Genomic DNA, 26,019 nt, shown 5'->3' on the forward strand with positions numbered 1-26,019 from the left:
CGCCGGCCCGCCGGCCCGCTGGCCCGGCGGTGCTATTCGGCGGGAGCGGTCTCCTGGTCGCGGCGGCGCGGGCCGTCCAGCGGGATCACGTCCGCGCCCTGCCGTCCCTCCTGCGGGCCCGAGAGCCAGACGGTCAGCACCATCTCCATCTCCAGCCGCGTCTCCGGGTCGTACAGCCGCTCCCCGAACAGCTCCTCCAGCTGGTGCAGCCGGTACCGGACGGTCTGCGGGTGGACGTGCAGCCGGCTCGCGACCTCGGTGGCGTTGAACCCGTTCTGCAGGCAGGACAGCAGCGTCCGCATGAGCCGCTCGCGGTGCCGGGGCCGGACGGTCTTCAGCGGCGCGAGCCGCAGGTCCGCGACGGCGCGCACCAGCTCCTCGTCCTTGAACACCACCAGCGCCGGCATGTGGTCGGCGCAGCGGATCAGCCGGTCGGACGCCAGGATGCCGCGGCGGGCGAGCGGCAGCGCCTCGCGGGCCCAGCGCAGCGACTTGGCGGCGTCCTCGGTGCGGACGGTCGGGCCGAGCGCGGCGACCCAGTTGCGCAGCGCCGACTCCAGCATCCGGCCGCGCCCGGGGCCCTCCGGGTCCGGGACGAGCAGGCACGGCTCGCGCCGGTTGACGTCGGCGAGGACGTCCGGCGGCAGCGACGGGTGCGAGAACGGCTGCTGCCCCCGCTCGTACAGCACGACCGCCGCGACCGTCCGGGGCACGCGCCACTGCGCGAGGCGGGCGAGGTCGGCGACGGCCTGCGGCGCGGCGGGCGGCTCGGCGAGCAGCATGTCGAGCAGCCGGCGGCGGCGGTGCTCCAGCTCGCCGGCCTCCTGCTCGCGGGCCTTGGTGTACCCCTCGGTGGCGGCGCGGGCGATCTCGTCGAGGAACGCGAAGATCGCCTCGGCGATGCTGGCGAGGGTGCGGCGGGAGATGTTGTACCGCTCGGACTCCGCCGCGAGCCGCCGCCACGCGACGCGGGCGCCGAGCCGCAGCGAGGTCTGCAGGATGTCGAGGTTGCGGCCCTCGCGGGCCTCCGCCCAGCCGATCTCCCGGTACACGGCGGCGACCGCCTCCCAGGAGCTCTCCGGGTCCATGATCAGGTCGACGAACTGCCGCAGCGCGCCCTCCACGGCGAGCCGGACGAGCCGCGCGTACTCCTCGTCCTGCGGCCGCGAGTACTCCGGGATCCCGGCGAGGATCTCCTCGATCATCTCCTCGGCGAGGGCCTCCAGGTGCGGCCGGAACATCTCCGACAGCTCGCTGGGCACCCCCGCCCACGGCTTCAGCGGCGAGCGGCCGTCCCCGCTCCGGGCGGACGCCCCGCCGGGACCGCCGGTCCCCCCGGACGCCCCGGACGCCCCGGCCGCCCCGGACCCGCCGGCGAAAGCCTCCAGGCTCGTCGTCACCTTCGCACCTCCCGCCCCCGATGGGTCCTTCCGGAAGTTACCGAGCCGGCGGGCGGCGGGCTGCGCGATCGGGCACGCATTGCGGGCGGGCGCTTGTAAGCCGACTGACAAACCGTTCATCGAAAACCTAGGCCCGGCGGCCGCCCGGTCCGGCGAGCAGGGCGGCGGCGCCGAGGCCGAGGTAGATGAGGCCGGTGGCATACCGCTGCCGGCGGCGGAACCCGGGGCGGGCCCGCAGCCAGCCGCCGAGGACCCCGGCGGCGACCGCGTAGACCAGGTCGGCGGTCAGCCCGATCAGCGCGGTGGCCAGGCCCATCACCACGATCTGGAGCGGGACGGCGCCGGCGCGCTGGTCGACGAACTGCGGCAGGAACGCCAGGAAGAACAGCACGACCTTCGGGTTCAGCACGTTCACCAGGACGCCGTCGAGGTAGACGCGGCGCAGCGGCCGAGGTTCGAGGAGCGGCGCGTCCTGGCCGCCGCGGGCGCGGAGCGTCCGCCAGGCGAGGAAGACCAGGTAGGCGGCGCCCGCGTAGCGCAGGAGCCCGAACGCGGTGGCGGACGCGGCGACGAGGGCGGACAGCCCGGCCGCGGCGGCGGCGATGTGCACCAGCGTCCCGGACTCGACGCCGAGCGCGGACGCGACGCCCGCGCGCCGCCCCTCCCCGATGCTGCGCGCGGTGATGTACAGGTGGTTGGGCCCGGGGATCGCCACGAGGACGAGCGCGGTGAGCAGGAAGAGCGGTGGGTTCGTCACCCGTCGAACGCTACGAGCCCCGATGGTCCGCACCGAAGGGCCAATCAGGCACACGAAACATGGACCAATATGCCGTCACCCAAGTCGAGCCGACGCCGCGGCCAGGCGGCCGCCGGGGTCAGGCCGTCACAGCGGGCAGGCCGTCACAGCGGGCAGGCGGGCGCGGCGGTCAGGCAGGCGCGGTGGTCAGGCGGTCGGGGCGCTCGCCAGCGCCCCGGCCAGCACCAGCCGCCCGGAGGTGCGGACCATGTCCCGGATCTCCTCGGTGGGACGGCGCAGCGACGCCAGGCTGACCAGCGCGGCGAGCAGGATGTGGCCGAGCACGACCTCCACCTCGTCGCGGGCGGGCACCGGCTCGCCGATCGCCGCCGACAGCCGGTCGCGGACGAACAGGAACAGCACCGTGCGGGCATCGTCCACGCTGGAGTCGTCCGAGGTCACGGCCTGGATGATGGCCGAGGTGAGGGTCCGCTCCTGGGCCGCCACCTCGACGATCCGCTCCAGCAGCGCGGTGAGCCGCTCGACCGGCGTCTCGCCGACCGCGAGCGCGTCGATGTCGCCGGTGATGCGGTGCGCCCAGGTCGCGGCGACCTCGGTGAGCAGGTGGTCCTTGGTGGCGAAGTAGCGGTAGACGGTCGCGCGGGCCACCCCGGCGCGGTCCGCCACGTCGTGCATGGTGACGGCCGGGTAGCCGCCCTCGCGCGCCAGGTCGCGCGCGGCGTCGATCAGCCGCTCGCGCCGGGCCTGCTGATCCTTGGTCAGCGTCCGCGTGACGGTGAACCGCACATCGCCGCTCAAAACGCCTCCTCGCTGTGACCGTCCCCCATTCTCCCGCACCTTCGGCCTTTTCGCTCCGCCGGGGGCGGGACCGGCGGACCGGTGCGGCCGGTCCCGGATGATGTACCAACCGCTTGCTTGGCGGTGACGTTAGTTCAGACGGCAGTCTCACGCCAGGGATCCGCCGCGATCGCCATCCCGTCTCCCTCGGCTTCCCCTCCCGCACCGGCACCCGCACCCGTGCCCCGCACCGCCGCACCCGCGACCGCCTACCCCTGGACGCCGGAGCGGCAAGCCCCGCCCAATGGCCGAGTCCGGCCGCCCGCCCCTTCGGCCCGCCACCCCTGACCCGGCGCGCTCTGGTGCCGGTGCTCTGGTGCGGCCGGGCGGGGAGGTGGCCGGGCGGGGAGGTGGCCGGGCGGGCGGGCCTCAGGAGGCGGTGGTGGCGTTCGCGGCGAACTCCTCGACCAACGCCAGCAGCGCGCCGGGCGCCTCGATCTGCGGGAGGTGTCCGGCTTTCGGCAGGACATGGAAACGAGCGCCGGGAATGGCCGCGGCGTATTCCCTGCCGTATTCCGGTGTCATCATCCGGTCGGCCTCTCCCCAAACCACCAAGGTGGGGACGGTGATGTCGGCGAGCCGTTCCCGGAGGCTCGGGTCGGCCATTGTCGTGCCGCCGTAGACACGCAGTGCATCGCGATTCCCGGCCCCGATGCGCTTCTGCTCGCCGGTCATCGCGGAAAGGTCGATGCGGTGCGCGTCCGGATCGGCGTAGCTGAGGTCGGCGACCTCGTCCAGCGTCAGCGAGAAGAAGTCGGCCACGGGGTGCTCGGCGCTGTCCAGGCCGGCGGCGTCGAGGAGCACGAGGGCCGCCAGGCGCTCCCCCGCGACGAGGGCCAGCTCCGCGGCGACCCAGCCGCCGATGGAGCTGCCGATGACGGTCACGCGCCGGAGATCCAGCTCGTCGAGCAGGCGCCCGTACACCTCGGCGAGCGTGCGGATCGAGTCGAGGCCCTCGGGGCGCGGCGTGCCGCCGAAGCCCGGATGGACGGGGACGAGGGTGCGGCGGGACCGTTCGGCCAGCAGCCCGGCGAAACCGGCGACGGACTGGTCCCCGGCGCCGCCGTGCAGCAGCAGGACGGGGTCGCCTTCCCCGTTCCGTTTCACGGTCACCGGGACGTCACCGAATGGCATGGACACCGTGTGCGTGGTCATCTGGCTCCTAATCCGCGTATTCCGTAGCGGGCTCGGTGGCGTACCGCTTCATGACCTCGACGGTCGCCTCCGGCGTGAATTCCGTGCCCGACGCGATCAGCTCCTTCAGGTCGCGGAAATACTGCACGTAGAGGTCGGGCGTGAAGGTGTTCAGCAGCACCAGCGGTTCGTCGCCGGGATTGGCGAACGTGTGCGGGGCGCCCGGCGGGATCATCGCCAGCGTGCCCGCGGGGACGTCGTGGACCGTGTCGCCGACCGTGAACCGCGCCGTGCCCGAGACGACGTAGAAGCCCTCGTCGTGGCGGGCGTGGCGGTGCTGGGGCGGCCCCTCGGTGTGCGGCGCGACGGTGATCTCGCCGATGCCCAGCCGGTGGCCGGTGGTGCCGCCGTCCTCCAGGATCCGCATGGTGGTCGGCCCCAGCCGGACGGTCTCGCCTTCGTCCGGCCGGACGATCGCGACCCTGGTCATGGCATCGCCCCTTCATGAGAGTGAACTATCACGAAGATAGAGCGCCTTCACGATTTCATGCAAGTACACTCTCACGAAGAGAGTCGTCTTTCGGGAGGGAACCGGACGATGGAGACCGCCACCGGGCGCGCGAACCAGAAGGCCCGAACGCGCAGGGCGATCGTCGACGCCTGCCGCGACCTCGCCCGGTCCGGCGCCGAGGTGACGATGCCGCAGGTGGCGAAGGCGGCCCTCGTCTCCGAGGCCACCGCCTACCGCTACTTCCCCGACCTGGTCTCGCTGCTCCAGGAGGCCCTGGAGGCCGTGTGGCCGGGCCCGGACGAGGTGCTCGCGCCCGTCGCCGCGTCCACCGACCCGGCCGAACGCGTCGCCTTCGCCACCGAGCGGCTGCTCCGCCACGTCCTCGCCCACCAGGGCGCGGTCCGGGCGATGATCTCCCACACGATCGCCGCGCCGGCCCGCGCGGGCGCCCGGCCCGGCCTGCGCTTCCCCCTGATCGAGTACGCGCTGGCCCCGTTCCAGGGGCCGGCCCCCGAGGCGATGACCCGGCTCAAGCGTTCCCTCGCCCTGGCCTGCGGCGCCGAGGCGCTGTTCGTCCTCACCGACCTGTACGGTCTCTCCCCCGACGACGCGATCGGCGTCGCCGTCGATACCGCGAGGACCCTGACCGAGGCCGCGTTCGCGCGCGGCCCCGTCAGCGGAGGCGGGAGTTGAGCCGGGCGGCCTGGCGCGTCAGGTGGGCGCGCTCGGCGAGGTTCGGCGCCTTCTCCGCCGCCTCGGCGTACAGCCGCGCCGCCGTCACCGGGTCGCCGTCGCGCTCGTGGAGGTAGGCCGCCACCGCGGCGTGGCGCGGCACCGAGGCGTCCACCTCCGCGAGCGCCGCGAGCCCGGCGCGCGGCCCGTCGGCCTCGCCGACGGCCACGGCGCGGTTGAGCCGCACGACCGGGCTGTCGGTGAGCCGCGCGAGCTCGTCGTACCACTCGACGATCTGCACCCAGTCGGTCTCCTCGGCGGTGGGCGCGTCGGCGTGCAGCGCCGCGATCGCGGCCTGGGCCTGGAACTCGCCGAGCCGGTCGCGGGCGAGCGCCGCCTGCAGGATCTCGACGCCCTCGGCGATCGCGGCGGTGTCCCACCGGCCGCGGTCCTGCTCGGCGAGCGGCACCAGGCCCCCGCCGGGCGCGGTCCGGGCGGCGCGGCGGGCGTGGTGCAGCAGCATCAGCGCGAGCAGCCCCGCCACCTCCGGATGGTCGATCACGGCCGCGAGCCGCCGGGTGAGCCGGATCGCCTCGGCGGCGAGGTCGACGTCCCCGGAGTAGCCCTCGTTGAAGACCAGGTACAGGACGCGCAGCACGGTGGCGACGTCGCCGGGCCGGTCGAACCGCACGCCGGACACGGTGCGCTTGGCGCGGCTGATGCGCTGCGCCATGGTCGCCTCGGGCACCAGGTAGGCCGCGGCGATCTGCCGGGTGGTGAGCCCGCCGACGGCGCGCAGCGTGAGCGCGACCGCGGACGCCGGCGTCAGCGACGGGTGGGCGCACAGGAAGTAGAGCCGCAGGGTGTCGTCCACCGCGGGCGCGGGACCGGGCGCCGGCTCCTCGTCCAGGAGCTCCTCGCGCCGGCGGCGGGCGGCGTCCGACCGGGCCGCGTCGAGGAACTTGCGCCACGCCGCGGTGACCAGCCAGCCCTTCGGGTCCCGCGGCGGGTCGTCCGGCCAGACGCGGAGCGCCTCGACCAGCGCGTCCTGGACGGCGTCCTCGGCCGCCGCGAAGTCGGCTCCGCGGCGGACGAGGACGCCGAGCACGCCCGGGATGAGGCTCCGGAGCAGGACCTCGTCCACGCGGGCCGTCACTCCGTGATGGTCGGCGGCGTGCCGAGGAACGGGCGCACCTCGAGCCATTCGTGGATCGGCCTGCCGCCCGCGCCGGGAGCCGCCGACAGCTCCGCGGCCAGTTCGAGGGCGCGCTCGTAGCCGTCGACGTCGATCACGTACCAGCCGGCGATCAGGTCCTTGGTCTCGGCGAACGGGCCGTCGGTGACGGGCGGGCGCCCCTCGCCGTCGTAGCGGACGAACGTGCCCTCCGACGACAGCGCCTGGACGTCGACGAGCTCGCCCGTCTCCTCCAGCCGGGCCCCGAAGTCCTCCATGTACTTCACGTGCGCCGTGACCTCCTCGGGCGTCCACCGGTCCATCGGCACGTCGTTGACCGCGGCCGGGGCGCCCCGGTAGTGCTTGAGCAGCAGGTACTTGGCCATTGGTGTTCTCCTCGTCGCCGGCGCGACCCATTCTGGCCGCGTTCGCACCGGGGACGGAGCCGGACGCCGGTTCTCGACATCCCGGCTCGAATTTTTTCCGGCGCGGCCCGGGGCCGCCGCCTCCGGGGTAGAACGGGACGGTGAGCGGTGAAGAGCGGGCGGCCGGGCCGATGCCCGTGCGGGTGAGCTGGGACCGCGACGACCGGCACCGGCGGCTCCGCGCGGTGGCGGTCGCGGGGCTGGTGGCGGGGGTGCTGATGGCCGTGTTCGGGCTGCCGCCGATCGCCGTCCACAGCCCGCTCCGGCTGGTCGGCATGGTGTGCCCGCTGTGCGGCGGGACGCGGGCGGTGCAGGCGCTGATGCGCGGGGACGTCGCCACCGCGTGGCACTACAACCCGCTCGCGTTCGCGGTGGTGCCGGGAGCGCTGCTGGTCCTGGTCAGGTGGGGTGCGGGACTGGCCACCGGCCGCTGGGTGAACGTGCGCGTGCTCCGTCCGGCCGCCGTCTGGGTCGTGGCCGCGGCGGCCGTCGCCGTGCTGTGGGCGAACCAGGCGTCGCACGCGGCGATGCTCCGCCACGGCGACGGGAGCCTCCGGCACCAGGTGATGGGCATGGGCCTGGGGATGGTGGTCGTGGCGGCCGCCGCCGCGGTCCAGATGCTCGTCGTCCTGCCGCTCGTGCGCCGGGTCCGCCGGAGCGGGACGGAGCGGCCCGGCGGGTGACGCCGCCGGCCGCCCGGCGCGCGGAGCCGGGGGCCGGGCGGGCGGGTCACGCTTCGCAGATGCGGACGAGCTCGTTGGCCGCCCAGCGGATGGACGGGTGGTCGTCGTCGAGCAGGTGCCGCAGGGACGGGACCGCCGCCTTGACCGCCTCCCGCTCGTCGCCGGGGCCGTCCGCGATGTCGGCGATGAGGAGCAGGAGGGTGTTGCGGGCCCGGTTGCCGGGCACCAGCATCCGCTCCACCAGGAACGGGACGGCGGGCGCGGCCGCGGCGTTCGGCCCGCGCCGGTCGACCAGGAGTTCGTAGAGGCGTTTGACCGCGGCCTGCGCCGCGTCCTCGTCGTCGGAGGCGAGCGTGCCGAGCAGGCCGGGCACCTCCACGGCCGGGCCGTGGTTGGACCAGAGGTCCTTCCAGGCGATCCGGTCGATCCGCGAACGGAAGTCCCGGTCCGGCCAGAGGCGGTCCAGGTCGAGGCGGAGCGCGGCCGACCCCCCGGTGGCGGTCACGTGCAGGACGCCCTCGGGCCGCAGGCCGAGGGCCTCGATGCCGGTGCCGATGCGCAGGTCCGCGACCGATCGGGTGGCCAGGTCCCAGATCCGGACGAGCCCGTCGGCCCAGGCGGCGGCGACGGCGCCGCCGGTCTCCAGGGTCGCGCCGGCCAGCGCGGCCACCGGCGCGTCGCGGTGCGCGAAGGCCCGGGAGAACACCCCGACGCCGGGCTTCCAGCGGCGCAGGACGCCGTTCGCGTCGCCGCTGACGACGGTCAGCTCATCGGCGTCGCGGACGCAGGTGACGGCGGTGACCGGCGCGCGGTGCAGCTTCTCGGCGCCGATCTCGGCGCCGGCGGCGTCCCACACGTGGACGTGGCCCGCGGAGGTGCCGGCGGCGGCCGCCGTCCGGTCGCGGTCGGTGCCGGCGGACGTGCGGTCCGGCAGGTCGCGGAGCGCGGCGACGTCGGGGAGGGCGGGGACGGCGGAGGCGGCCGGGGCGGCGGCGGCCGTCCAGCGCTCGTCGTCACCGGCGAACGTCGCGGGGCCGAGGTCCTCGGTCGGCGGCGGCACCTCGGCGGGCGCGGCGATGTCGTCGTCGGACCAGGTCAGCCCGAGCGTGTCCAGCACGTCGACGAGGGCTCGGCGGGTCCGGGCGTGGACGACGATCGCGAAGTCGGCGCCGGGCCCGCGGCCGTGCCGGATGATCGCGTCCGGCGCCCCGTACGACAGCGCGTCGGTGCCCATCTCCTGCCAGGGCAGCAGGCCCATGTCGCGGTAGTGCTCCCGCAGCCGCGCCACGATCCCGGGGTCGCCGTCGACGGTCTCGCGCGGCACCCGGATGCTCCAGCCGAAGTGCGAGGGCAGCCGTTCGAGCGCCAGTTGCAGGAAGAACTCGGAGACGGAGCGGCTCTGCGTCGTCCAGCCGCCGGCGGTGTTGACCACGACCTTCGGGTCGTCCTGGGCGGCCTCGGAGGCCAGGTATCCCCACTGGTTGACCCACTGGTACTCGGCCATGATGACGCGGACGGCGTCGCCCGGCGGGTCGTCGACGGAGTCGGGGGCGGACGGCGGCCACTGCGGGTGGGTCCAGTAGAGGCGCGGCCGCATGGCGAAGGAGTTGAACGGCGAGTCCCACCATTCCAGGAGCGCGGCGGGAACCGGTTCGTCCGGCTCGTATCCGGGGGCCTCGTCCTCCCGGCTCGCCAGCGGGTCGCCGCCGGGGTCCCGGTACCCCCATTCGCGCTGCACCTCGTCGAGCAGCGCCCAGCGCGGCCGGTCCGCGGCGAGCCGTTCCGCGAACCGCCCATAATCGATGATCTTGGTCATGCGCCGCCAGCATAGGGCCTTGCGCGTGCGCGGGCGCACCGCTCGTCCGGTCCCCTCCAGCGGAAGGGTCGGGGACCGGACGAGCCCCGGGCGGGCGGGTCGGTGCGCCGCCGCGGCGGCCGCGCGGGGCCGCCGGGGAGGCGCGGCTCAGGCGACGTCGAGCTCCCGGCGCCGCTCGGCCCACTGCAGGGAGTGCCGGATGGCGTCCTCGATCGTGTACTCGGGCTTCCAGCGCAGCAGGTCCCACGCCTTGTCGGGCCGGACGAACGCGCCGACGACGTCGCCGAGCCGCGCCGGGGCCTCCTCCGCGACGAACGCGTCCCCGACGACCTCGCGGAACGCCTCGACCAGCTCCCGGACGGTGGTGCCGTCGCCGGTGCCGAGGTTGATCACCTCGTAGCCGGAGCCCTCCCCGGCCGGCCGCAGCGGCGGGACGATCGAGTCGAACCGGTCCGCCGCCTCGCAGAACGCGCGGGCGATGTCCCAGACGTGGATGTAGTCGCGGATCGCGGTGCCGTCGCGGGTGTCCCAGTCCACCCCGGTGATCTTGAACGGGACGCCCAGCTCGTACGACTCGATCATCTTGCCGAGCGCGTGCGTCGGCTTGCTGTTCTGCAGGCCGGTGCGCAGCTGCGGGTCGGCGCCGATCGGGTTGAGGTAGCGCAGCGAGACGACCCGCAGCGAGGTGGCGCGGCAGACGTCCTCCAGCATCAGCTCGGCCATCATCTTCGAGCGGGTGTAGGGGTTCTGCGGCTCCAGCGCCGAGGTCTCCGTCACCGACAGGTCGGCCTCCGGCCGGTACATGCCCGCGGTCGACGCGAAGATCATCCGGTCGCAGCCGTTGCGGACGAGGTGCTCGGCGAAGTCGCGGGTGCGGCCCAGGTTGACGCGGTAGTAGCGGAGCGGGTCCGCCATCGAGTCGGGCACCACGATCAGCGCCGCGCAGTGCACGGCGACGGTGATGTCCGGATGCTCCCGGAAGATCGTGTCGACCAGCTCCCCGTCGCCGATGTCGCCCTGGTAGAAGATCTTCCCGTCGGTGAACTCCTGCCGGCCGGTGATGAGGCTGTCGAGCACCACCGGCGTGACCCCGCGTTCGGCGAACGCGGACGCGATCGTGCTGCCGATGAACCCGGCTCCCCCTGTGATCAGGACTTTCATAGTGGCATCCCCTGAGCCAGTGCGTCCCTGCTCGGTCACGCACAGGATCAGCAGGCGGCCCCGGATGGTCAACGGCGCGCCCTCCAGGTTGACCGGCACCGGACGGCGGTGAACCGGCACCCGGTACGGGGCGTCCGCGCACGGTTCCTCCCGCGCGCACCCGCCACCTGCGAAGATCCCCGGGCGGGCGCGCGAGCCGGGTTCCGTGCCCGGTGCCCGGGGCGCCGCGGCATGTCCGAAACGACTACAGCGTTTGCAGGATCCGCATCGCCGCCGCACCGGTCATCGTCGGTGGATGCAACCGATCCGGGTCCTGATCGTGGACGACCACGCGCTGTTCGCCGAGGCGCTCGCCGCCCGGCTGGGCCGCGAACCCGATCTGGTGATCCTGCCGATCGCCGCGGACGTCCGGCGCGCGCTGGCGCTCGCCGGCACCGAGCGGCCGCAGGTGATCGTGCTGGACATGACGCTGGGCGCCGAGAGCGGCCTGGACGTCCTGGACCGCGTCCGCGAGGACCACCCCGACGTGCGGGTGGTGGTGCTGACGGCGATGAGCGACCTGGACACGCTGGTGCAGGCGGTGCGGCGCGGCGCGGTCGGCTGGCTGTCGAAGACCGAGGGCGCCGACCTGGTCGCGCGGGTGATCCGGTCGGCGGCGCGGCAGGGCGGCTGGATCCCGCCGGAGGTGCTGGGCGAGGTGCTGCGCCGGCTCGTCGCGGGCGACGCGCGGGACGGCGGCGGCGCCCGGCTGCTGGCGGAGCTGACGCCGCGCGAGCGCGAGGTGCTGCAGTGCATGGTCGACGGCCTCGGCCGCGCGGAGATCGCCGAGCGGCTGGGGCTGTCGGCCAACACCGTCCGCACCCACACGCAGAACCTGCTGGCGAAGCTCGACCTGCACTCGGCGCTGGAGGCGATCACGCTCGCGATGCGCGCCGGGATGCGCCCGGGCTCCGGCGAGGGCTGAGCCCCCGCCGGGCCGCGCCGCCGCCGAGCCGCGCCGGGCCGAGCCGCGCCGAGCCGAGCGGGGCCTGATGCAAACGGCGTAGTGGGGGGTCGTCGTTTGGGCGATTCGGGCGGCATCGGGCCTTCCTACGCTCGGCCCTACGAAGCCGCATGCCGGAGGGGAGACCCGTGGAGATCGATGAGGTCGCGGCGCGCGTCGCCCGCAGCTACTGGGCGCTCCTGCTGGTCATGACGGTCGTCCCGCTGGTGCTGGTGGGCGGCGTGATGAGCCGGCAGGACCCGCCCGCGGTCGCGAAGACGCGCCTGCAGGCCACCGCGAAGGCGGCGGACGCGGCGGCCGGGGACGCGGGCGTCAGCACCGAGGTCAGCCAGGTGAAGGCGTTCGCGACCAGCGACAACCTGCTGGCCGGGGTGCTGGGACAGCTGCGGCTGCACCGGTCCACCACCAAGCTCGCCAAGGACATCGGGGTCGCCGGGCTCGGCACCTCCACGGTCGTCGAGCTGTCGGTGAAGGACAAGGACCCGCAGGCCGCGCGGAAGCTGACCGACGCGATCGGCGCCGCCGTGGTGAAGGAGATCAACGACTCCAACCAGGGCGCGATCAACCGGCAGCTCGGCGACATCGACAAGCGGGTCCGGGACCTGGAGAAGAAGCTCGGGCCGCTGTCGCGGCGGGCCGGCGCGCAGCCCAACCCCGACATCGGCGCCGCGAACGAGCGGGAGCGGGTGCAGGCGGAGCTGACGGACCTGCGGTCGAACCGGTCGGACCTGCAGGCGCAGCTGCTGGCGGCGGGCAACGCCTCGGTGGTGCAGCCGGCGGTGCTGGCGCCGAAGAGCGACCCGGCGGTCATGATGGCGGTCGTCGCGGGCCTGGTCGGGCTGATCGCCGGGATCCTGATCGCGGTGCTGAACGAGATGGCCCGCCCCACGATCCCCGGGCAGCGGCGGGTCGCGCGGCGGCTCGGCGTCCCGCTGCTCGGCTGGGCCGACAAGGGCCCGGCGGAGCTCGCCGACCTCGGCCGGCGGGTCCGGCTCGCCGCCCGCAAGGAGGAGGTCGGGCAGGTCACCCTGGTCGGCGCGCCCGGCCCGCTGCCCGCCGACCTGGTGTCGTCGGTGGCGTCGGCGGTGTACGGGGACCGGACGAAGGTGGTCGGCGCCCGTCCCGTCCGGCAGCGTCCGGGCGAGGGCGACGGCGGCGGCACCGTGACCGGCGCCGCCGCGAAGCCGAAGGGCGGCCGGCCGGGGAAGGACGACGGGTCCGGCGACGAGCCGGGCGACGGCCCGTCGCTGAACAGCTCCGGGCCCGGCACGGGCAAGAGCAGGTCGGTGGTCCGCGCCGGGGGCGGCACCGCCGTGATGACGAAGAAGTCCGGCGAGGCGGTCTCCCCGTCGGAGATCACCCAGCCCGTTCCGGTGCCGGCGCGCGCGGTCTGCCACGTGCACGCGTTCGAGGACATCGATCCGGGCTCGGACGACGAGGTCGGGGTGGTCGTGGTGGTCGGTCCGGTGACGCGGGTGTCGGGGCTGGAGACGGTCCGGGACCTGGTCGCCGCGTCCGGCTGGCCGCTCCTCGGCGTCATCGCCACGTCCCGCAAGATCAAGGGGTAGCAATGAGTTCAGCCGGTCAGTCCACCGTTCCGTTCACGATCCCGTCGGTGTCCGGCGAGGTGTCGGACGCCGTGGTGAAGGTGCTCGACTCGGGGTGGATCACCACGGGCCCGCAGACCGCCGCGTTCGAGCAGGAGTTCGCCGACTATCTGGGCGCCGCGCACGTCGTCGCGGTCGCCTCGTGCACGACCGCGCTGGAGCTGTGCCTGCGCGCGCTTGAGCTGCCGCCGGGGTCGGCGGTGCTGACGCCGAGCCTGACGTTCTGCGGCGCGATCAACGCGATCCTGCACGCGGGGCACCGGCCGGTGCTGGTCGACATCGACGAGGACACGCTGGTGCCGAGCGCCGAGACGGTCGCGGCCGCGGCGGCGCGGGTGACCCCGGCGGCGATGATCGTGCAGAACCAGGGCGGCTACCCGGTGGACGTGGCGGCGCTGACGGCGGCGGCCGGGCTGGACCGGACGCGGGTCATCGAGGACGCGGCGCACGGTCCCGGCGCGGCGCGCGGCGGGAAGCCCGTCGGGTCGGAGTCGTTCGCGGCGTGCTTCTCCTTCTACGCCACCAAGAACATGCCGATCGGCGAGGGCGGCGCCATCGCGACGAGCGACGAGGGGCTGCAGGAGAAGGTCCGCGCGATGCGGCTGCACGGGATGAGCAAGGACTCGTGGAAGCGGTACCTGCCGGGCGGCAGCTGGCGGTACGACGTGAAGCAGATCGGCCTCAAGGCGAACATGACGGACGTGCAGGCGTCGATCGGGCGGGCGCAGCTCGCCGCGCTGCCGGAATGGCAGCGGCGCCGGGCGGAGATCGTCGCCGCCTACGACGCGGCGTTCCGCGGCCTGCCCGGCCTGACGCTGCCGCAGCGGAACCTCGACGGGATCCAGCACGCGTGGCATCTCTACCAGGTGCGGGTCCAGGACCGGGACGCGATCAGCGCGGAGCTGGAGGCGGCGGGCGTGTCGACGTCCGTCCACTTCATCCCCGCGAACCAGATGACGTCGTACCGGGACATCCTCGGCGCCGACGAGTGCGCGCGGGTGCCGGTGACGGACCGGGTCGGCGAGGAGCTGCTGTCGCTGCCGCTGTATCCGGGCCTCACGTCCGACGGACAGGACCGCGTCATCGCCGCACTCACCGAGGCGCTGCGGGCCCGGAGCTGACCGTGCGTTGGTTCCCGCCGCGCCTGGCCCGCAGGGACGTCCCGCCCCAGCCCGTCCCCCCGGTCAGCCCGCTCGCGCTGCTGATGGGGCGGGACGAGGTGGCGCTGGCCGGGCTGCGCGGCCGGCGCCTCGTCCGGGGCCGGCGCGTGCTGGTCACCGGCGCCTGCGGGACGGTCGGGTCGGCGCTGTGCCGGCAGGTCCGGCGGCTGGAGCCGGAGGCGCTGTGCCTGGTCGACAAGGACGCGGCCGGGCTCGCCCGGCTCGGCCGGGAGCTGGCCGCGGAGGCCGCCGAGGCCGGCGGGGACGCCGGCGGGGTCCGGGTCACGCTCGCCGAGGCGGACGTGCGCGACGGCGCCCGCGTCGACCGGGTCGTCCGGGACGCCCGTCCCGACCTGCTGTTCCACACCGCCGGCCAGAACGAGCTGGCGAAGGTGGAGCAGGACCCGTGCCGGGGCGTCGCCGACAACGTCGTCGGCACCCGGCACGCGGTCGACAGCGCGGTCCGGCACGACGTCCAGCGGATGGTGTTCGTCTCCTCCGACAAGGCCGCCGAGCCGACCTCGGTGTTCGGCGCGACGATGCGGCTCGGGGAGCTGCTGCTGCAGACCGCGACGGGCGGCCCGACGTGCTTCGCGGCGGTCCGCGTCGGCAACGTCATCGGCGAGGCGGGGGCGCTGCTCAGCGTGCTCGCGCACCGCATCTCCTCCGGCGAGGTCGTGACGATCACGCATCCGGAGGTCGCGCGGCACTTCATGACGGTGGCCGAGGCGGCGGGGCTGCTGATCGAGGCGGCGGCGCTGGCGGAGGAGGCGGAGACGTTCGTGCTGGACATGGGCCGTCCCGTCCCGGTCGTCGAGCTGGTCCACCGGTACGCCGAGCAGCTGCGGCTGCCGGAGGTGACGATCCGGTTCAGCGGGCTCGGCCCCGGCGAGAAGCTCGCGGAGAAGGCGTTCGCCGACTCCGAGCGGCGGATCCGCACCGCGCATCCGAAGATCTGGGCGACCCGTCCGGCGCCGCCGCCCGCCGGGCTGCCGCAGCTGCTGGACGAGCTCGCGGCGGCGGCCGGCGCCGGCGACGACGGCCGGGTCCGGCTGCTGCTGCGCCGGCTGCTGCCGGAGTACCACCCGGTGCGGCGCCCGCTGCCGGCCGGCGACCCGCCGCCGCCCGGACCTTCTTGTCTATGTGACGCGGGGTGCAGCCCCGATCCTCCCGGCCTGTGAGGTGCGCGTTGAGTACGACCAGGAAGCTCCGAGTCGCCACGGTGATCACCCGGTTCAACGGCGGCGCCGGCCAGGTGGCGCTGAACGGCGCGCTGGCGCTGCCGGCCGGGGAGTACGAGCGCGCGATCGTCACCGGCGGCGTCGGCATGGACAGCGTCGCCTCGAACGGGGAGGCGCGCGCGACGAGGGACACCGTCCTGTACGGGGACGAGGCGATCGAGAACGCGGCGGCGGGCGACCTGACCCCCGCCGCGCACGCCGCCGGGATGGAGATCGTGCAGGTGGGGCCGCTGGTCCCGCAGATCTCGCCGCGCGACGACCTCGCCGCGCTGAAGACGCTGACGCGGGTGCTCGCCGAGGGGCGCTACGACGTCGTCCACACCCACAGCGCGAAGGGCGGCGTGATCGGCCGGGTCGCGGCGGCCCGCGCGGGCGTCCCTCGAATAGTCCACACCTGGCACGGGTTCCCGTTCAACGAGTTCCAGTCGTGGGCGCGGCGCCGCGTCTACATCCGGCTCGAGCGGATCGCCGCGAAGCGCACCGACGCGTTCCTCGCGATCGGGTCGGAGACGGTGACGACGGCGCTGCGGCTCGGCCTCGCCACGCCGGAGCGGATCCGGCTGTCGTGGCCCGCGGTGGACGTGGACGCCTACGCGACCGCGGCGGGGTCCCGGGCGCAGGCGCGCCGCCGCCTCGACCTGCCGCTCGGGGTGAAGGTCGTCGGCGCGATCGGCCGGCTGACGTTCCAGAAGGGCCCGGAGATCTTCGCGAAGGCCCTCGCGCGGCTGCCCGACGACGTGTTCGGGCTGTGGGTCGGCGGCGGCCCGATGGCGGACGAGCTGGACGCCCTGACCGCGAAGCTCGGCATCGGGGAGCGGATGCGGTGGCTCGGGCACCGCGACGACGTCGCCGAGGTGCTGCCGGCGTTCGACCTGATGGCGATGCCGTCCCGGTGGGAGGGCCTGCCGTGCGTGCTGGTCGAGGCGATCGGCGCGGGGATCCCGCTGGTCGCGACGGCCGTCCCGTCCAACCAGGACCTGGTGCTGGCCGGGGAGACCGGGATGCTCGTCCCGCCGGAGGACCCCGAGCGGCTCGCCGGCGCGATCGGCGCGCTGCTGGACGACCCGGCCGCCGCCGCGCGGATGGCCGAGCGGGCCCGCGCCCGGATCGGCGACTGGTTCTCCCCCGCGCACCTCGGGACCGTCCTGGACGAGACCTACCGAGGAGGCTCCAAGCGCCCATGACCGTCCTGACCAAAGCGCCCCCCGACGCGCCGCCGGGCACCCCGCCGGACGCCGGAGCCTCCGCCGGGCCGGAGCTCCCGGTGCTCCGGCGGCGGTGGCCGCTGACGTCGGTCGCCCTGGTGCTCGGCATCGCGTCGCTGCCGATGCTGATGCCGGCGGGCCTGCCGCCGGGCCCCGGCAACACCGGGCTGCCGGACCTCGCGCTCATCGGTCTGGTCGCGGTGACGCTGCTGTGGGCGAGCGGCCGGGGGCTGCCGGTGCGCTGGCCGTTCCTCGTCCCCACCCTGATGACGATCATCGCCGGCGGGATCGCCGCGGTCGTCAACCAGGCCGGCACGCTCACCCTGGTCAAGGACCTGTTCGTACTGATGTGGGCGGTGTGCATCGCCAACCTCGGCCGCGATCCGAAGGCGCTGCGGCTCGCGCTGCGCGCGTTCGTGGCGATCGGCACGCTCTACGCGGTCATCGAGATCCTGGGGATGGTCCTCGGGATCGAGGCGATGTCCGGCAAGCAGCTCGACGGCGAGCGCGCGATGTTCACCTTCGGCGACGCGAACTACGCCTCCAACTGGTTCATCTGCGTCTTCTTCATCACCCGCGCGACCCGGTACCCGCGCAAGACCTGGCACCGCTGGGCGGTCTGCGCGATCCTGCTGACCGCCGAGGGGCTGACCGGCTCCAACGGCGGGCTCCTCGCGCTGTGCGTCGCGCTGCTGCTCGGCTACCTGTTCGGGCTCATCCGCGCGGGCAGGGCGCACCACGCGATCGCGGTCGGCTCGCTGGCGTTCTTCGTCGCGGGCGCGGGCGTCGCCGTCGTCACCACCGTCGACATCCAGCCCTACCTGGACCGGGCGAGCCAGATGTCGCCGGTGCTGCGCGACTCCATCGGGCGCACCACCGGGGAGAGCACCGAGTCCCGCAGCTCGGTGAACGCCGCGACCGTCCAGATGCTGGAGGAGCAGACGCACCCGTGGGGCATCGGCCCCAACCAGACCCGCCCGCAGATGCTCGCGCGGCAGTACGGGTACGTCCGCGAGGCGCACAACGACTACATCGCGGCCGTGCTGGAACGCGGGTTCCTCGGCGGGATCGCGCTCGTCACGCTGCTGTTCGTGCTGATCATGCGGTGCGTGCGGATCGCCCGGCGGGGCGCCCTCACCGCCGAGTACGCGGCGCTCGTCCCGCGCCCGGAGATGTTCGGCGCCCTCCTCGCCGTGTTCCTGGTCTCCGCGCTCTTCTACCAGACCCTGCACTACCGGCACGGCTGGGCCTTCTTCGGCCTGGTCGCCGCCCTCGACCTCTTCGGACGGCGCGCCGCCCCGGGAGGGCGGCCCGCCGGAACCCCCGACGACCCGGACGGCCCCGCCGCGGAGGGAGCCCGATGACCGACATCCAGCAGCCGACGGCGGCCCTGACCGCCGACGCCGAGGCCGGTCGGCTCCGGCGGCGGCTCCTCGCGCTCGTCGCGGGGAACATGGCGGGACGGATCGGCGCGCTCGGCTCGCTCGGCATCGCCACGATCCTCGTCGCGCGGATCGGCGGGCCGAAGCTCGTCGGCGCGTTCACGCTCGTGCGGATCCTGCCGGGGCTGCTGTGCCAGCTGTCGAGCGCCGGGCTGCCCGGCGCCGCGCCCTACTTCCTGGCCCGCGACTCCTACGACCAGAGCCGGGTGCGGCCCACGCTGGCGTGGCTGACCGTCATCGGCGCGGTCCTCGGCGGGATCGGCTGGCTCGCCCTCAGCCCCCTCGCCTACCTGGTGTTCTTCAAGTCGTTCGGGATCTGGATCACGCTCGCCGCGGCGGCCCCGTCGTTCACGCAGGGGTTCGTGTCGGTCGGCAAGGGCCTGCTGCAGGGCACCGACGACCAGCCCGGCGCGAGCCTCGCCATCGCCGTCGAGGAGTTCGTGTTCGTGCCGATCTACCTGGTGCTGCTCACCGGCTGGTACGGGCCGGGCGCGCTGATCGCCGGGCTGGTCCTCGCCGACGTCGCGGCGGCCGCGTGGATCGCGCGGCGGCTCGCGACCCGCGGGTTCTTCCGCGGCTGGGGGCGCGCCGACCCGCGCCTCGGCCGGACGATCGCCGGGTACGGGGTGCGCGGCTACGTCGGGCAGCTCATCGACCTGCTCCAGCTGCGGTTCGACATGGCGCTGCTCGGCGCGCTCGCCGGCCCGAAGGTGCTCGGCGTCTACACGGTCGCGAGCAAGTTCGCCGAGCTGGTGCAGCTGCCCGGCCTCGCCGTGAACTACGTGCTGTACCCCGACTTCGCCAAGGAGGACCGGGCGAAGGCGACCCGGCGCACCTCGCGCCTCATCCTGCCCGCGCTCGGGGTGTCCGTGCTCGCGGCGGTCCCGCTCGCGCTCGTCGCCGGGACGGCGCTGCCGTGGATCTTCGGGGACGTGTTCGACGACGCGGTCGTGCCCACCTACATCCGGCTCGCCGGCGTCGTCACGTTCGGCGTCACCGGGCTGATCATGGCCTACCTGTACGGCGTCGGGCGGCCCGGCGCCGCGTCCACCGGGCAGGGCATCGGCCTGCTGGTCGTCGTCGTGCTCGGCGCGATCCTCATCCCCCGGCACGGCGCGGTCGGCGCGGCGATCGCCACGTCCGTCTCGTTCGTCGCCACCACCGCCGCGCTGCTCGCCTGGTTCCAGCACGTCCGCAGGACCGCCGGGGCCGCGGCCGACGACCCTGCTCCGCACAGCAAGGGGTGACCATGTCCGAGGACAACACCGAACTCGCCACGCGGCCCGTCGACCCGTCCGACGGCGTCGCGCCGTCGGGGGCGCGCCGCGCCCTGGACATCGCCGGCGCGCTCACCGGGCTGCTGCTGCTCAGCGTCCCGCTGGCGCTCATCTACCTGCTGGTCCGGCTGTCCAGCCCGGGTCCCGGGGTGTTCCGGCAGACCCGCGTCGGGCAGGGCGGCCGGCCGTTCACCATGTACAAGTTCCGGACGATGCGGCAGGGCGTCGGCGGGCTCACCGTCACCGCCAACTGCGACCCGCGGCTCACCCGGATCGGCAAGCTGCTGCGGGAGTGGTCGCTGGACGAGCTGCCGCAGCTGGTGAACGTGCTGCGCGGGCAGATGACGCTGGTCGGGCCGCGCCCGGAGACCTACGACCTCGCGGTGCACTACGACGCGGACTCGCGGTGGATCTTCGACCACCGGCCGGGGCTGACCGGGGTGTCGGAGGTCCGGTTCCGCGACTTCGACGTGCTCGGCCCCGGCGAGGAGGTCGACCTCGTCAACTACATCGAGCGGATCGTCCCGGCGCGGGTCGCGGTGGACGCGATCTACCTGCGCGACCCGTCGATGCGGCAGACGCTGCGGGCGCTGTGGGACACCGTCAAGCACATCCTCGGGTTCACGATCCCGCCGCTGCAGGTGGCGTCGGACGGGACCGTCGAGGAGGCGCCCGAGCCCGCGCCGCCGCATTCGCCGCCGCACGCGGCACCGCACGCGGCCGACGCCGCACCGCGCACGCCCGCCGAGGAGCCCGGCTCCGCCGCGTAGAGACCCGCATCGGGGAAAGGGAGACATGGACATCCGGGACGTCCGGTTCAAGGTCTCGGCCGTCGCGGCCGCGGTGGTGCTGGTGGCCGGGTTCCTCTTCTACCTGCAGCACCGGTCGTCGTCCGGCGGCGACGCCCCCTACAGCGGCCCGCCCGCGACGCCCGGCAGCCCCGCCGCCCGGCCGGGCGAGACCCGCCGCATCGCGCTGAACACCCAGCCGTCGGACTACCCGCGGCTCAAGGCGCTCGGCTACGACCTGGTCGACGCCAAACCGGACGACTCGCTCGTCGCGGGCGTCCCGGACGGGATGCAGGCGCTGCTGTGGGTCGGCAACTTCACCTGCGGCTCCTTCGACCTCGACTACGGCGCGTTCACCCGGGCGGTGCAGCGGTACGGGCGCAACCCGAAGGTGTACGGGTGGTACCTGTCCGACGAGCCGGACACCGGGCGCTGCCCGAAGATCGCCGGTGAGATCCGGCGCCGCGCCGACTACATCCGGCAGAACGCGCCCGGCCAGGTCTCGTTCGTCTCGCTGACCGACTGGCCGATGCGGCAGCTCGCACCCAAGCGGGTCGGCGTCGACCTCTACGGCCTGGACCCGTACCCCTGCAAGGGGTCGGCGGACGTGCAGGACTCGTGCAACATCGGGGCGATCGACCGGATGGTCCGGCTGGCCGACGACGCCGGCATCCCGCGCGCGCAGGTCGCGCCCGTCCTGCAGACGTTCGGGCAGAGCTGCAGCAAGGGCGACAAGCAGTACTGGCTGCCGACGCAGGCGCAGTTCCGGAAGATCCTCGCCCGCTGGGACCGGCTCGCACCGCGTCCCAGGCTCGAGATCTCCTACTCCTGGGGGCACCAGTCCGAGTGGGCGTGCCCGTCGCTGGCGGACGCGTCCGGCGGCGCCCACCCCGACCTGCAGAGCATCATGAAGGCCCGCAACACCGCGAAGTGAGACCGGCCCCGGCGGCCCTCGGAGAGGCCGGCGCTCGGGACGGTCAGTGCGTGGGGTGGTCCGCGACCGCGGGATGGCCCTCCGACGGGAACGGCAGGTTGAACGACCCCACCTTCAGGGCCAGGACCTCCATGCCGCCGATGAGCAGCACGAACACCACGGCCATCAGGCCCAGCTGCACCCGGTTCGGCTTCCTGCGATTCAACGTGCGGCTCAGCCTGACACTGAAAGCCGCCCAGGCCCCGCGTTTCACGCGCACCCCTTCAATCCCCCATTAACCACGAGAAATTTAACCACAACCCCCGACCCGGACACGCCCGGGCCGGCGTCCCTTCGCCGCGGTGCGGCGAGTCGCCGCCATGCCGGCCCGCATGACGGCGACTCGCCACGTGTGACGACGTCCGGGTCAGGAGACGCGGCGGCTCGTCAGGTTGGCGGCGCGGGCGTTCACGCACGAGCCCGTCGCCAGGTCGAACGCGAAGTTGTGCGCCAGGCAGTGCACCTGGCCGTCGCGGATGACCGCGCCGACCGACAGGTCCTCGCCGGCGTGCGGGCAGTACCGCGGGATGTCGTAGCACCCGCCGGCCCACTCGACGGTGATCCGCTCGCTCTCGTCCCGGCCCGTCTCGTACGCCTCGACGGCGTTCAGGGCGGGCGCGTTCGCGTGCTTGAGCAGCCCCACCAGGTAGTCGTTGTAGACGTCCGGGTCGCGGTACAGGCTGAGCCGGAAGGAGATGAGCAGGTCCTCCCAGGCCATCCGGCCGGTCAGCACGGAGTCCAGCCAGCGGCCGGCCGTGGTGATCCGGTAGTGCGGGCGCGCGTCCGGGGACGCCTCCCCTACCGTCAGCCCCTCCGGCGAGAAGTCCACGTCCCAGACCCCGCCGTTCGGGCCGGTGATCTCGAACCGGACCAGCATCGCGATCTGCCGGAGGAAGTAGTCGCTGAGCGAGCCGAGGTGCTCGAAGTGGGCGGTGAACCGCGCGAACAGGTCCGGGCCCGGCTCCGGGTACTCGGCGAGGACGCCCTCGATCAGCTCCTTGCGGTCCTCGGCGTACTGCTTGAGGTAGGCCGGGCGCTCGTCGTCGGCGAAGGAGAACTCCGCCGAGACGGGGTCCCGGACGATCCCGCCGGTGTCGAGGTCGACGGTGTCGCCGGGCTTGAAGCACTCCCAGCGCTGCCGCGGCAGGTGCTCGCGCAGCCACTCCGCGGAGACCTCGGGGTCGCAGAACGCCCCGTCCCGCTGGCCGAGCACCCAGTTGAGGTGGTCGACCTCGCCGTCCAGGAAGCACGGCGGCCCGGCGAACGGGACCGCGAGCTCCGGCTGGGTCTGCCGGACGAGCCGCTGCGCGGCGCGCAGCTTCGACACCCGCTTGTCCATCGAGACCTTGGCCATCTCCTCGGCCGGGTACTCGTAGCAGATCGGATGCCAGGACGCGCCGGAGGTCTGCAACGCCATCAGGTCGAGCCGGCCGCCCGCCAGGTGCTTGGCCCGGCGGGCCTGCGCGGCGGTGAGCCGGGCGTCGTTGCAGTGCAGGATGCCGCGGCCGTCCGCGACGATGAGAAAGGCCGCGTCATGGCACATAGGGGAGAGTTCCGGAATGACCGTTATCCAGGAGCCCCGATTGTCGAGCGGGAATTTCTCCCAGGGCTCTATCTCGATTACCTGGCGGGAACCCGCGGCTTCCGCCATCCGTTCCCGGAAGGCCGGGCCCGGATAGCGCGGAATGAGGATCCGGGTCCGCTGCGGAAGCCGGCCGATGACCCAGGGGTCGAAATGATCAAGGTGCTCGTGCGAGACCGCCACCCAGTCCGCGGCGAGCAACCGATCGGTGTCGAGGTGATCGTTTCTGGGGTACTGGTGCCAGGCCCCGATAAAGGCCCCCGTCGGAGCGAGCCACGGGTCTGCGAGCAGGTGGAACGCCCGGGCGTGCACCGACACCCCCGCGTGTCCGATAAATGTGACCGTCGGCATACCGAGACTGTCCCTCGCCGGCCCCGCCGCCGCACCCGCCCGAATGCGCAAAGCGGCTACGCCGTAGGCATGAAGGAAATGCCACAAGCCGAACTGACAATCCTGACTTAGACGCTCGGAGAAAGACCCGAGTTTACCCGGATCGACGCATGTCCACTTCCGGTCAGAGACCGGTCTGTTGCGGTCAATTGACTGGACACGACCCGGCACGCGGGGTGACCGTCGAAGGCGGTGCTGGTAAATAGGGACGGGGGTCCATTCATGATCAACGGGCGGTCACGGTCCTCCCCGGGAGCCGGCGCGGGCGTGGGGACGCTCGCCGCCGCTCCCCCGCGGGAGGACGGGCGCGAGGCCGTGCGGGAGGACGCGCGGCCCGATCCGCCGGCCGCGCCGGAGACGGCCGGCGAGCACGCCCTGTGGAAGCGGCGGCTGCGGCACGACATCCGGCACGAGCTCGGCACGATCATCATGCTGGCGTCGGCGGTCGTCGTCGCCGAGGACGTCGGCGACGGCAGCCGCGCGCGGATCGAGCAGCTGCTCGGCGAGACCCGGTGGCTCGACCACCTGCTGCGCCGGCTCGACGAGGACGACGACGACCAGCCCATGCCGAGCCCGGAGCGGATCCGGGTGGACGAGCTGACCGCCGAGGTCGTGACCGGCATGCGGCTCGCCACCCCGCACGAGGTCTGCTTCGGCGGCGGCGAGGCGTGGGCGCACATGGACCCCGTCGCGCTGTGGCGGGCCGTCCGCAACGTCCTCGACAACGCGTGCCGCGTCGCCGAGGGCCGCGTCAACGTCCGGGTCGAGGCCGACCAGGGCTGGGTCGTCATCCAGGTCGACGACGACGGCCCCGGGTTCGGCGCCGGTCCGGGCACCGGCGGGGGGCGGCGCGGGCTGGCCTCGCTCGGCCTCGGCATCGTCCACGACCTCATCTCCGGCTACGGCGGCAGCCTGGAGATCCGCACCTGCGAGATGGGCGGGGCGCGGGTGCGCATGCTGCTGCCGTCGGCCCCGCCGCTCCGCGACCCGGAGCCGCCGTACGACCCGGCGCAGCACGCCGACGACTGGCGGCCGCACCCATGAGAGTGATCATCTGCGACGACCACGCCGTCTTCGCCGACTCGCTGTCGCTGGTCCTGTCGGACGCGGGGCACGTGGTGGTCGGCGTCGCCTACTCGCCCGAGGAGGCGCTGCCGGTGCTGCGCGGCAGGCAGGCCGACGTCTGCCTGATCGACCTGCACTTCCCGTCCGGCACCGCGCTGGACTGGATGCCGCGGCTGCGCGCCGCCGCCCCGCAGACGCAGTTCGTGGTGCTGACCGGCTTCCTGGAGCGGCACGTCCTGGAGGAGGGCGTCGCCGCGGGCGTGCGCGGGTTCGCGCACAAGGGCCAGCAGGCCGGCGACATCCTCGCCGTGCTGCGCCGGGTCGCGGACGGGGAGGTCGTCGTGGACCAGGCCGCCCGCGCCGACGCCGTCCGGCCGCGCAGCCAGGCGCAGCGGGTGGCGCGGTTCCTCACCCCGCGCGAGCGGGAGGTCCTGACGCGGCTCGCGCGCGGCGAGTCCACCCAGGCGCTGGCCAAGGCGATGGGCGTCACCCGCAGCACCGCGCGCAGCCACGTGCAGAGCGTGCTGAGCAAGCTGGGCGTGCACTCGCAGCGGGAGGCGGTGATCGAGGCGGCCCGGCACGGGCTGGTCAGCGTCGAGACGGGTGAGTGGCTGGCGGGCTGACACATGGCGGGGGACGGCCGAATCCGGACATACGGGGTTCGGCCGGGACGCGTTAGCGTCCACCTGGGAGGGAGGGGTTCCCATGCCTCGACGGGGAGGCGCGCTGCCCGTCTCGGACGCGGCGGTCCTCGGCTGCGCGGACGCCTTCGCGCGCGGCGTCCCGCACGACCGGCTCGACCGGCTGCGCTCGCGGACGCCGGTCGTCTGGCAGGACGCGGGCGCGGCGGAGCGGCCGGGCGCCTGGGCGGTGCTGCGGTATGCCGACGTCCAGCACGCCCTCACGCGCCCGCAACTGTTCCCGCCGGAGGACGACGGCGTCCTGCACGGCCCCCGGACGGAACCGCCCGACGGCACCGGACGACCCGGCGGCATGAGCGGGCGCGGTGGCCGCCCGGCGGGGCGTCCCGATCCCGACGCGATCCCCGACGACGAGCCGGGCCGCGCGCCGATCGACATGGACCCGCCCATGGCCGCGATGCTGGACCGGATCCCGCCCGGCGACGCGGTGGACTTCGTCCGCCAGGTCGCGCACGACCTGCCGGAGACGCTGCGCAACACCCTCGCCGGCGGTCTGCACGCCCTGCTGCGCCATCCGGACCAGTACGCCCGGCTCCGCGCGGACCGCGGCGACGAGCGGCTGATCGACAGCGCCGTCGAGGAGATGCTGCGCTGGTGGACGCCGGTGCTCCAGGTGCGGCGGCGGGTCCGGCGCGCGACGGAGGTCGGCGGGGTGCCGCTGCTGCCCGGCGAGCGGGTGGCGCTGTGGCTGGTGTCGGCCAACCACGACGAGGACGTCTTCCCCGACCCCGGCCGGTTCGTGCCCGACCGGTTCGCGGAGGGCGGGCGGCCGCACCTGTGCTTCGGCACCGGCCGGCGCGCCTGCCTGGGCGCGCGCCTGGCCCGGGCGCACCTGCGGGCGTTCCTGGTCGCGCTGCTGGAGCGGCCGGCGCTCGCGCAACCGGCGGGGGAACCGGTAATGTCGCGGTCCAGTGCCCGTCACGGTTTCGAGCGGCTGCCGATCCGCTGGAACGGCTGAGGGCGGGCCCGAGCGCACTGTGCGCCATCTCACCGGATCGCGGCGTCCTACCGCCGC

25 protein-coding genes are annotated in these 26,019 nt (G+C 74.2%); 14 read left to right on the forward strand and 11 right to left on the reverse strand.

Annotated features, from left to right (window positions below; all coding sequences use genetic code 11):
- Positions 1–32: 32 nt before the first annotated feature.
- The 5 genes from ABT299_RS08535 to ABT299_RS08555 all read right to left on the reverse strand — a co-directional run bounded on the left by ABT299_RS08535 (position 33) and on the right by ABT299_RS08555 (position 4,618).
- The gene (locus ABT299_RS08535) at positions 33–1,400 is read right to left on the reverse strand and encodes a PucR family transcriptional regulator (protein ID WP_500250226.1); all 1,368 of its coding nucleotides are present in this window, start codon (positions 1,398–1,400) and stop codon (positions 33–35) included.
- A gap of 127 nt (positions 1,401–1,527) precedes the next feature.
- Positions 1,528–2,157, reverse strand: a complete 630-nt coding sequence (locus tag ABT299_RS08540) for a LysE family translocator (protein WP_500250227.1) — start codon at positions 2,155–2,157, stop codon at positions 1,528–1,530.
- A gap of 186 nt (positions 2,158–2,343) precedes the next feature.
- Positions 2,344–2,955, reverse strand: a complete 612-nt coding sequence (locus tag ABT299_RS08545; protein WP_190864841.1) for a TetR/AcrR family transcriptional regulator — start codon at positions 2,953–2,955, stop codon at positions 2,344–2,346.
- 408 nt (positions 2,956–3,363) lie between these two features.
- Positions 3,364–4,149: an alpha/beta fold hydrolase gene (locus ABT299_RS08550; RefSeq protein ID WP_500250228.1), complete on the reverse strand. Its 786-nt coding sequence runs from the start codon at positions 4,147–4,149 to the stop codon at positions 3,364–3,366.
- A gap of 7 nt (positions 4,150–4,156) precedes the next feature.
- A complete protein-coding gene (locus tag ABT299_RS08555) occupies positions 4,157–4,618 on the reverse strand; it encodes a cupin domain-containing protein (protein ID WP_500250229.1) in 462 nt (153 codons plus the stop codon).
- Positions 4,619–4,726: 108 nt separating this feature from the next.
- Here ABT299_RS08555 and ABT299_RS08560 point away from each other — a divergent pair, with 108 nt between their 5' ends.
- Positions 4,727–5,332 carry a TetR/AcrR family transcriptional regulator gene (locus tag ABT299_RS08560; RefSeq protein WP_500250230.1) on the forward strand — a complete coding sequence of 202 codons (606 nt, stop codon included), beginning with the start codon at positions 4,727–4,729 and terminating at the stop codon, positions 5,330–5,332.
- Here ABT299_RS08560 and ABT299_RS08565 read toward each other — a convergent pair.
- Both ABT299_RS08565 and ABT299_RS08570 read right to left on the reverse strand, forming a co-directional pair.
- Positions 5,313–6,455 carry an RNA polymerase sigma factor gene (locus ABT299_RS08565; protein WP_500250296.1) on the reverse strand — a complete coding sequence of 381 codons (1,143 nt, stop codon included), beginning with the start codon at positions 6,453–6,455 and terminating at the stop codon, positions 5,313–5,315. The two genes, ABT299_RS08560 and ABT299_RS08565, sit on opposite strands and share 20 nt — an antisense overlap.
- 8 nt (positions 6,456–6,463) lie before the next feature.
- Positions 6,464–6,871, reverse strand: a complete 408-nt coding sequence (locus ABT299_RS08570) for a YciI family protein (protein WP_190864845.1) — start codon at positions 6,869–6,871, stop codon at positions 6,464–6,466.
- 140 nt (positions 6,872–7,011) lie between these two features.
- Between ABT299_RS08570 and ABT299_RS08575 the strand changes: the two genes are divergently transcribed.
- The gene (locus ABT299_RS08575) at positions 7,012–7,593 is read left to right on the forward strand and encodes a DUF2752 domain-containing protein (RefSeq protein ID WP_500250231.1); all 582 of its coding nucleotides are present in this window, start codon (positions 7,012–7,014) and stop codon (positions 7,591–7,593) included.
- Positions 7,594–7,639: 46 nt separating this feature from the next.
- Here ABT299_RS08575 and ABT299_RS08580 read toward each other — a convergent pair whose 3' ends face one another.
- Positions 7,640–9,409, reverse strand: a complete 1,770-nt coding sequence (locus ABT299_RS08580) for a WD40 repeat domain-containing protein (protein ID WP_500250232.1) — start codon at positions 9,407–9,409, stop codon at positions 7,640–7,642.
- A gap of 147 nt (positions 9,410–9,556) precedes the next feature.
- Complete coding sequence (gene galE, locus ABT299_RS08585) at positions 9,557–10,570, reverse strand: UDP-glucose 4-epimerase GalE (RefSeq protein ID WP_500250233.1); 1,014 nt, start codon at positions 10,568–10,570, stop codon at positions 9,557–9,559.
- A gap of 295 nt (positions 10,571–10,865) precedes the next feature.
- Here galE and ABT299_RS08590 point away from each other — a divergent pair, with 295 nt between their 5' ends.
- The 9 genes from ABT299_RS08590 to ABT299_RS08630 all read left to right on the forward strand — a co-directional run bounded on the left by ABT299_RS08590 (position 10,866) and on the right by ABT299_RS08630 (position 21,227).
- Positions 10,866–11,534: a response regulator gene (locus ABT299_RS08590; protein WP_190864851.1), complete on the forward strand. Its 669-nt coding sequence runs from the start codon at positions 10,866–10,868 to the stop codon at positions 11,532–11,534.
- A gap of 167 nt (positions 11,535–11,701) precedes the next feature.
- Positions 11,702–13,141: a YveK family protein gene (locus ABT299_RS08595; RefSeq protein ID WP_500250234.1), complete on the forward strand. Its 1,440-nt coding sequence runs from the start codon at positions 11,702–11,704 to the stop codon at positions 13,139–13,141.
- A gap of 2 nt (positions 13,142–13,143) precedes the next feature.
- Positions 13,144–14,301: a DegT/DnrJ/EryC1/StrS family aminotransferase gene (locus tag ABT299_RS08600; RefSeq protein ID WP_500250235.1), complete on the forward strand. Its 1,158-nt coding sequence runs from the start codon at positions 13,144–13,146 to the stop codon at positions 14,299–14,301.
- Positions 14,302–14,303: 2 nt separating this feature from the next.
- On the forward strand, positions 14,304–15,521 hold the full coding sequence (locus ABT299_RS08605; protein WP_387021076.1) for a polysaccharide biosynthesis protein: 1,218 nt from the start codon (positions 14,304–14,306) through the stop codon (positions 15,519–15,521).
- Positions 15,522–15,529: 8 nt separating this feature from the next.
- Positions 15,530–16,765, forward strand: a complete 1,236-nt coding sequence (locus ABT299_RS08610) for a glycosyltransferase (protein ID WP_500250236.1) — start codon at positions 15,530–15,532, stop codon at positions 16,763–16,765.
- Entirely contained in the window at positions 16,762–18,150 is a 1,389-nt protein-coding gene (locus tag ABT299_RS08615; protein ID WP_387021081.1) for an O-antigen ligase family protein, read from the forward strand. The genes ABT299_RS08610 and ABT299_RS08615 overlap by 4 nt, the downstream gene beginning before the upstream one ends.
- On the forward strand, positions 18,147–19,475 hold the full coding sequence (locus ABT299_RS08620) for a lipopolysaccharide biosynthesis protein (RefSeq protein WP_500250237.1): 1,329 nt from the start codon (positions 18,147–18,149) through the stop codon (positions 19,473–19,475). The genes ABT299_RS08615 and ABT299_RS08620 overlap by 4 nt, the downstream gene beginning before the upstream one ends.
- Before the next feature lie 2 nt (positions 19,476–19,477).
- On the forward strand, positions 19,478–20,275 hold the full coding sequence (locus tag ABT299_RS08625) for a sugar transferase (RefSeq protein ID WP_190864866.1): 798 nt from the start codon (positions 19,478–19,480) through the stop codon (positions 20,273–20,275).
- A 25-nt stretch (positions 20,276–20,300) separates the two neighbouring features.
- Positions 20,301–21,227: a hypothetical protein gene (locus ABT299_RS08630; RefSeq protein ID WP_500250238.1), complete on the forward strand. Its 927-nt coding sequence runs from the start codon at positions 20,301–20,303 to the stop codon at positions 21,225–21,227.
- A 43-nt stretch (positions 21,228–21,270) separates the two neighbouring features.
- Here the strand turns inward: ABT299_RS08630 and ABT299_RS08635 are convergent, their stop codons facing one another.
- Both ABT299_RS08635 and ABT299_RS08640 read right to left on the reverse strand, forming a co-directional pair.
- A complete protein-coding gene (locus ABT299_RS08635) occupies positions 21,271–21,432 on the reverse strand; it encodes a hypothetical protein (RefSeq protein WP_190864872.1) in 162 nt (53 codons plus the stop codon).
- 201 nt (positions 21,433–21,633) lie between these two features.
- The gene (locus ABT299_RS08640; protein ID WP_241756246.1) at positions 21,634–22,809 is read right to left on the reverse strand and encodes a Rieske (2Fe-2S) protein; all 1,176 of its coding nucleotides are present in this window, start codon (positions 22,807–22,809) and stop codon (positions 21,634–21,636) included.
- Positions 22,810–23,505: 696 nt separating this feature from the next.
- Between ABT299_RS08640 and ABT299_RS08645 the strand changes: the two genes are divergently transcribed.
- The 3 genes from ABT299_RS08645 (at position 23,506) to ABT299_RS08655 (ending at position 25,962) form a co-directional block, all read left to right on the forward strand.
- Positions 23,506–24,282: a sensor histidine kinase gene (locus tag ABT299_RS08645; protein WP_433141219.1), complete on the forward strand. Its 777-nt coding sequence runs from the start codon at positions 23,506–23,508 to the stop codon at positions 24,280–24,282.
- Positions 24,279–24,926: a response regulator gene (locus ABT299_RS08650; protein WP_190864878.1), complete on the forward strand. Its 648-nt coding sequence runs from the start codon at positions 24,279–24,281 to the stop codon at positions 24,924–24,926. The genes ABT299_RS08645 and ABT299_RS08650 overlap by 4 nt, the downstream gene beginning before the upstream one ends.
- A gap of 82 nt (positions 24,927–25,008) precedes the next feature.
- Positions 25,009–25,962 (forward strand): cytochrome P450, encoded by a 954-nt coding sequence (locus tag ABT299_RS08655; RefSeq protein WP_387021093.1) that lies wholly within the window; start codon positions 25,009–25,011, stop codon positions 25,960–25,962.
- Positions 25,963–26,019 lie beyond the last annotated feature (57 nt).

Source organism: Spirillospora sp. NPDC000708 (assembly GCF_040299565.1).
Lineage (GTDB): Bacteria > Actinomycetota > Actinomycetes > Streptosporangiales > Streptosporangiaceae > Spirillospora.

Excerpts from the sequence above, each read along its gene's own strand:
- ABT299_RS08560 (WP_500250230.1), top strand. The coding sequence starts at position 4,727 with ATGGAGACCGCCACCGGGCGCGCGAACCAGAAGGCCCGAACGCGCAGG.
- ABT299_RS08620 (WP_500250237.1), top strand. The coding sequence starts at position 18,147 with ATGACCGACATCCAGCAGCCGACGGCGGCCCTGACCGCCGACGCCGAG.
- ABT299_RS08650 (WP_190864878.1), top strand. The coding sequence starts at position 24,279 with ATGAGAGTGATCATCTGCGACGACCACGCCGTCTTCGCCGACTCGCTG.
- ABT299_RS08570 (WP_190864845.1), bottom strand. The coding sequence starts at position 6,871 with ATGGCCAAGTACCTGCTGCTCAAGCACTACCGGGGCGCCCCGGCCGCG.
- ABT299_RS08615 (WP_387021081.1), top strand. The coding sequence starts at position 16,762 with ATGACCGTCCTGACCAAAGCGCCCCCCGACGCGCCGCCGGGCACCCCG.
- ABT299_RS08655 (WP_387021093.1), top strand. The coding sequence starts at position 25,009 with ATGCCTCGACGGGGAGGCGCGCTGCCCGTCTCGGACGCGGCGGTCCTC.
- ABT299_RS08625 (WP_190864866.1), top strand. The coding sequence starts at position 19,478 with ATGTCCGAGGACAACACCGAACTCGCCACGCGGCCCGTCGACCCGTCC.
- ABT299_RS08555 (WP_500250229.1), bottom strand. The coding sequence starts at position 4,618 with ATGACCAGGGTCGCGATCGTCCGGCCGGACGAAGGCGAGACCGTCCGG.
- ABT299_RS08580 (WP_500250232.1), bottom strand. The coding sequence starts at position 9,409 with ATGACCAAGATCATCGATTATGGGCGGTTCGCGGAACGGCTCGCCGCG.
- ABT299_RS08630 (WP_500250238.1), top strand. The coding sequence starts at position 20,301 with ATGGACATCCGGGACGTCCGGTTCAAGGTCTCGGCCGTCGCGGCCGCG.
- ABT299_RS08550 (WP_500250228.1), bottom strand. The coding sequence starts at position 4,149 with ATGACCACGCACACGGTGTCCATGCCATTCGGTGACGTCCCGGTGACC.
- ABT299_RS08600 (WP_500250235.1), top strand. The coding sequence starts at position 13,144 with ATGAGTTCAGCCGGTCAGTCCACCGTTCCGTTCACGATCCCGTCGGTG.
- ABT299_RS08640 (WP_241756246.1), bottom strand. The coding sequence starts at position 22,809 with ATGTGCCATGACGCGGCCTTTCTCATCGTCGCGGACGGCCGCGGCATC.
- galE (WP_500250233.1), bottom strand. The coding sequence starts at position 10,570 with ATGAAAGTCCTGATCACAGGGGGAGCCGGGTTCATCGGCAGCACGATC.
- ABT299_RS08590 (WP_190864851.1), top strand. The coding sequence starts at position 10,866 with ATGCAACCGATCCGGGTCCTGATCGTGGACGACCACGCGCTGTTCGCC.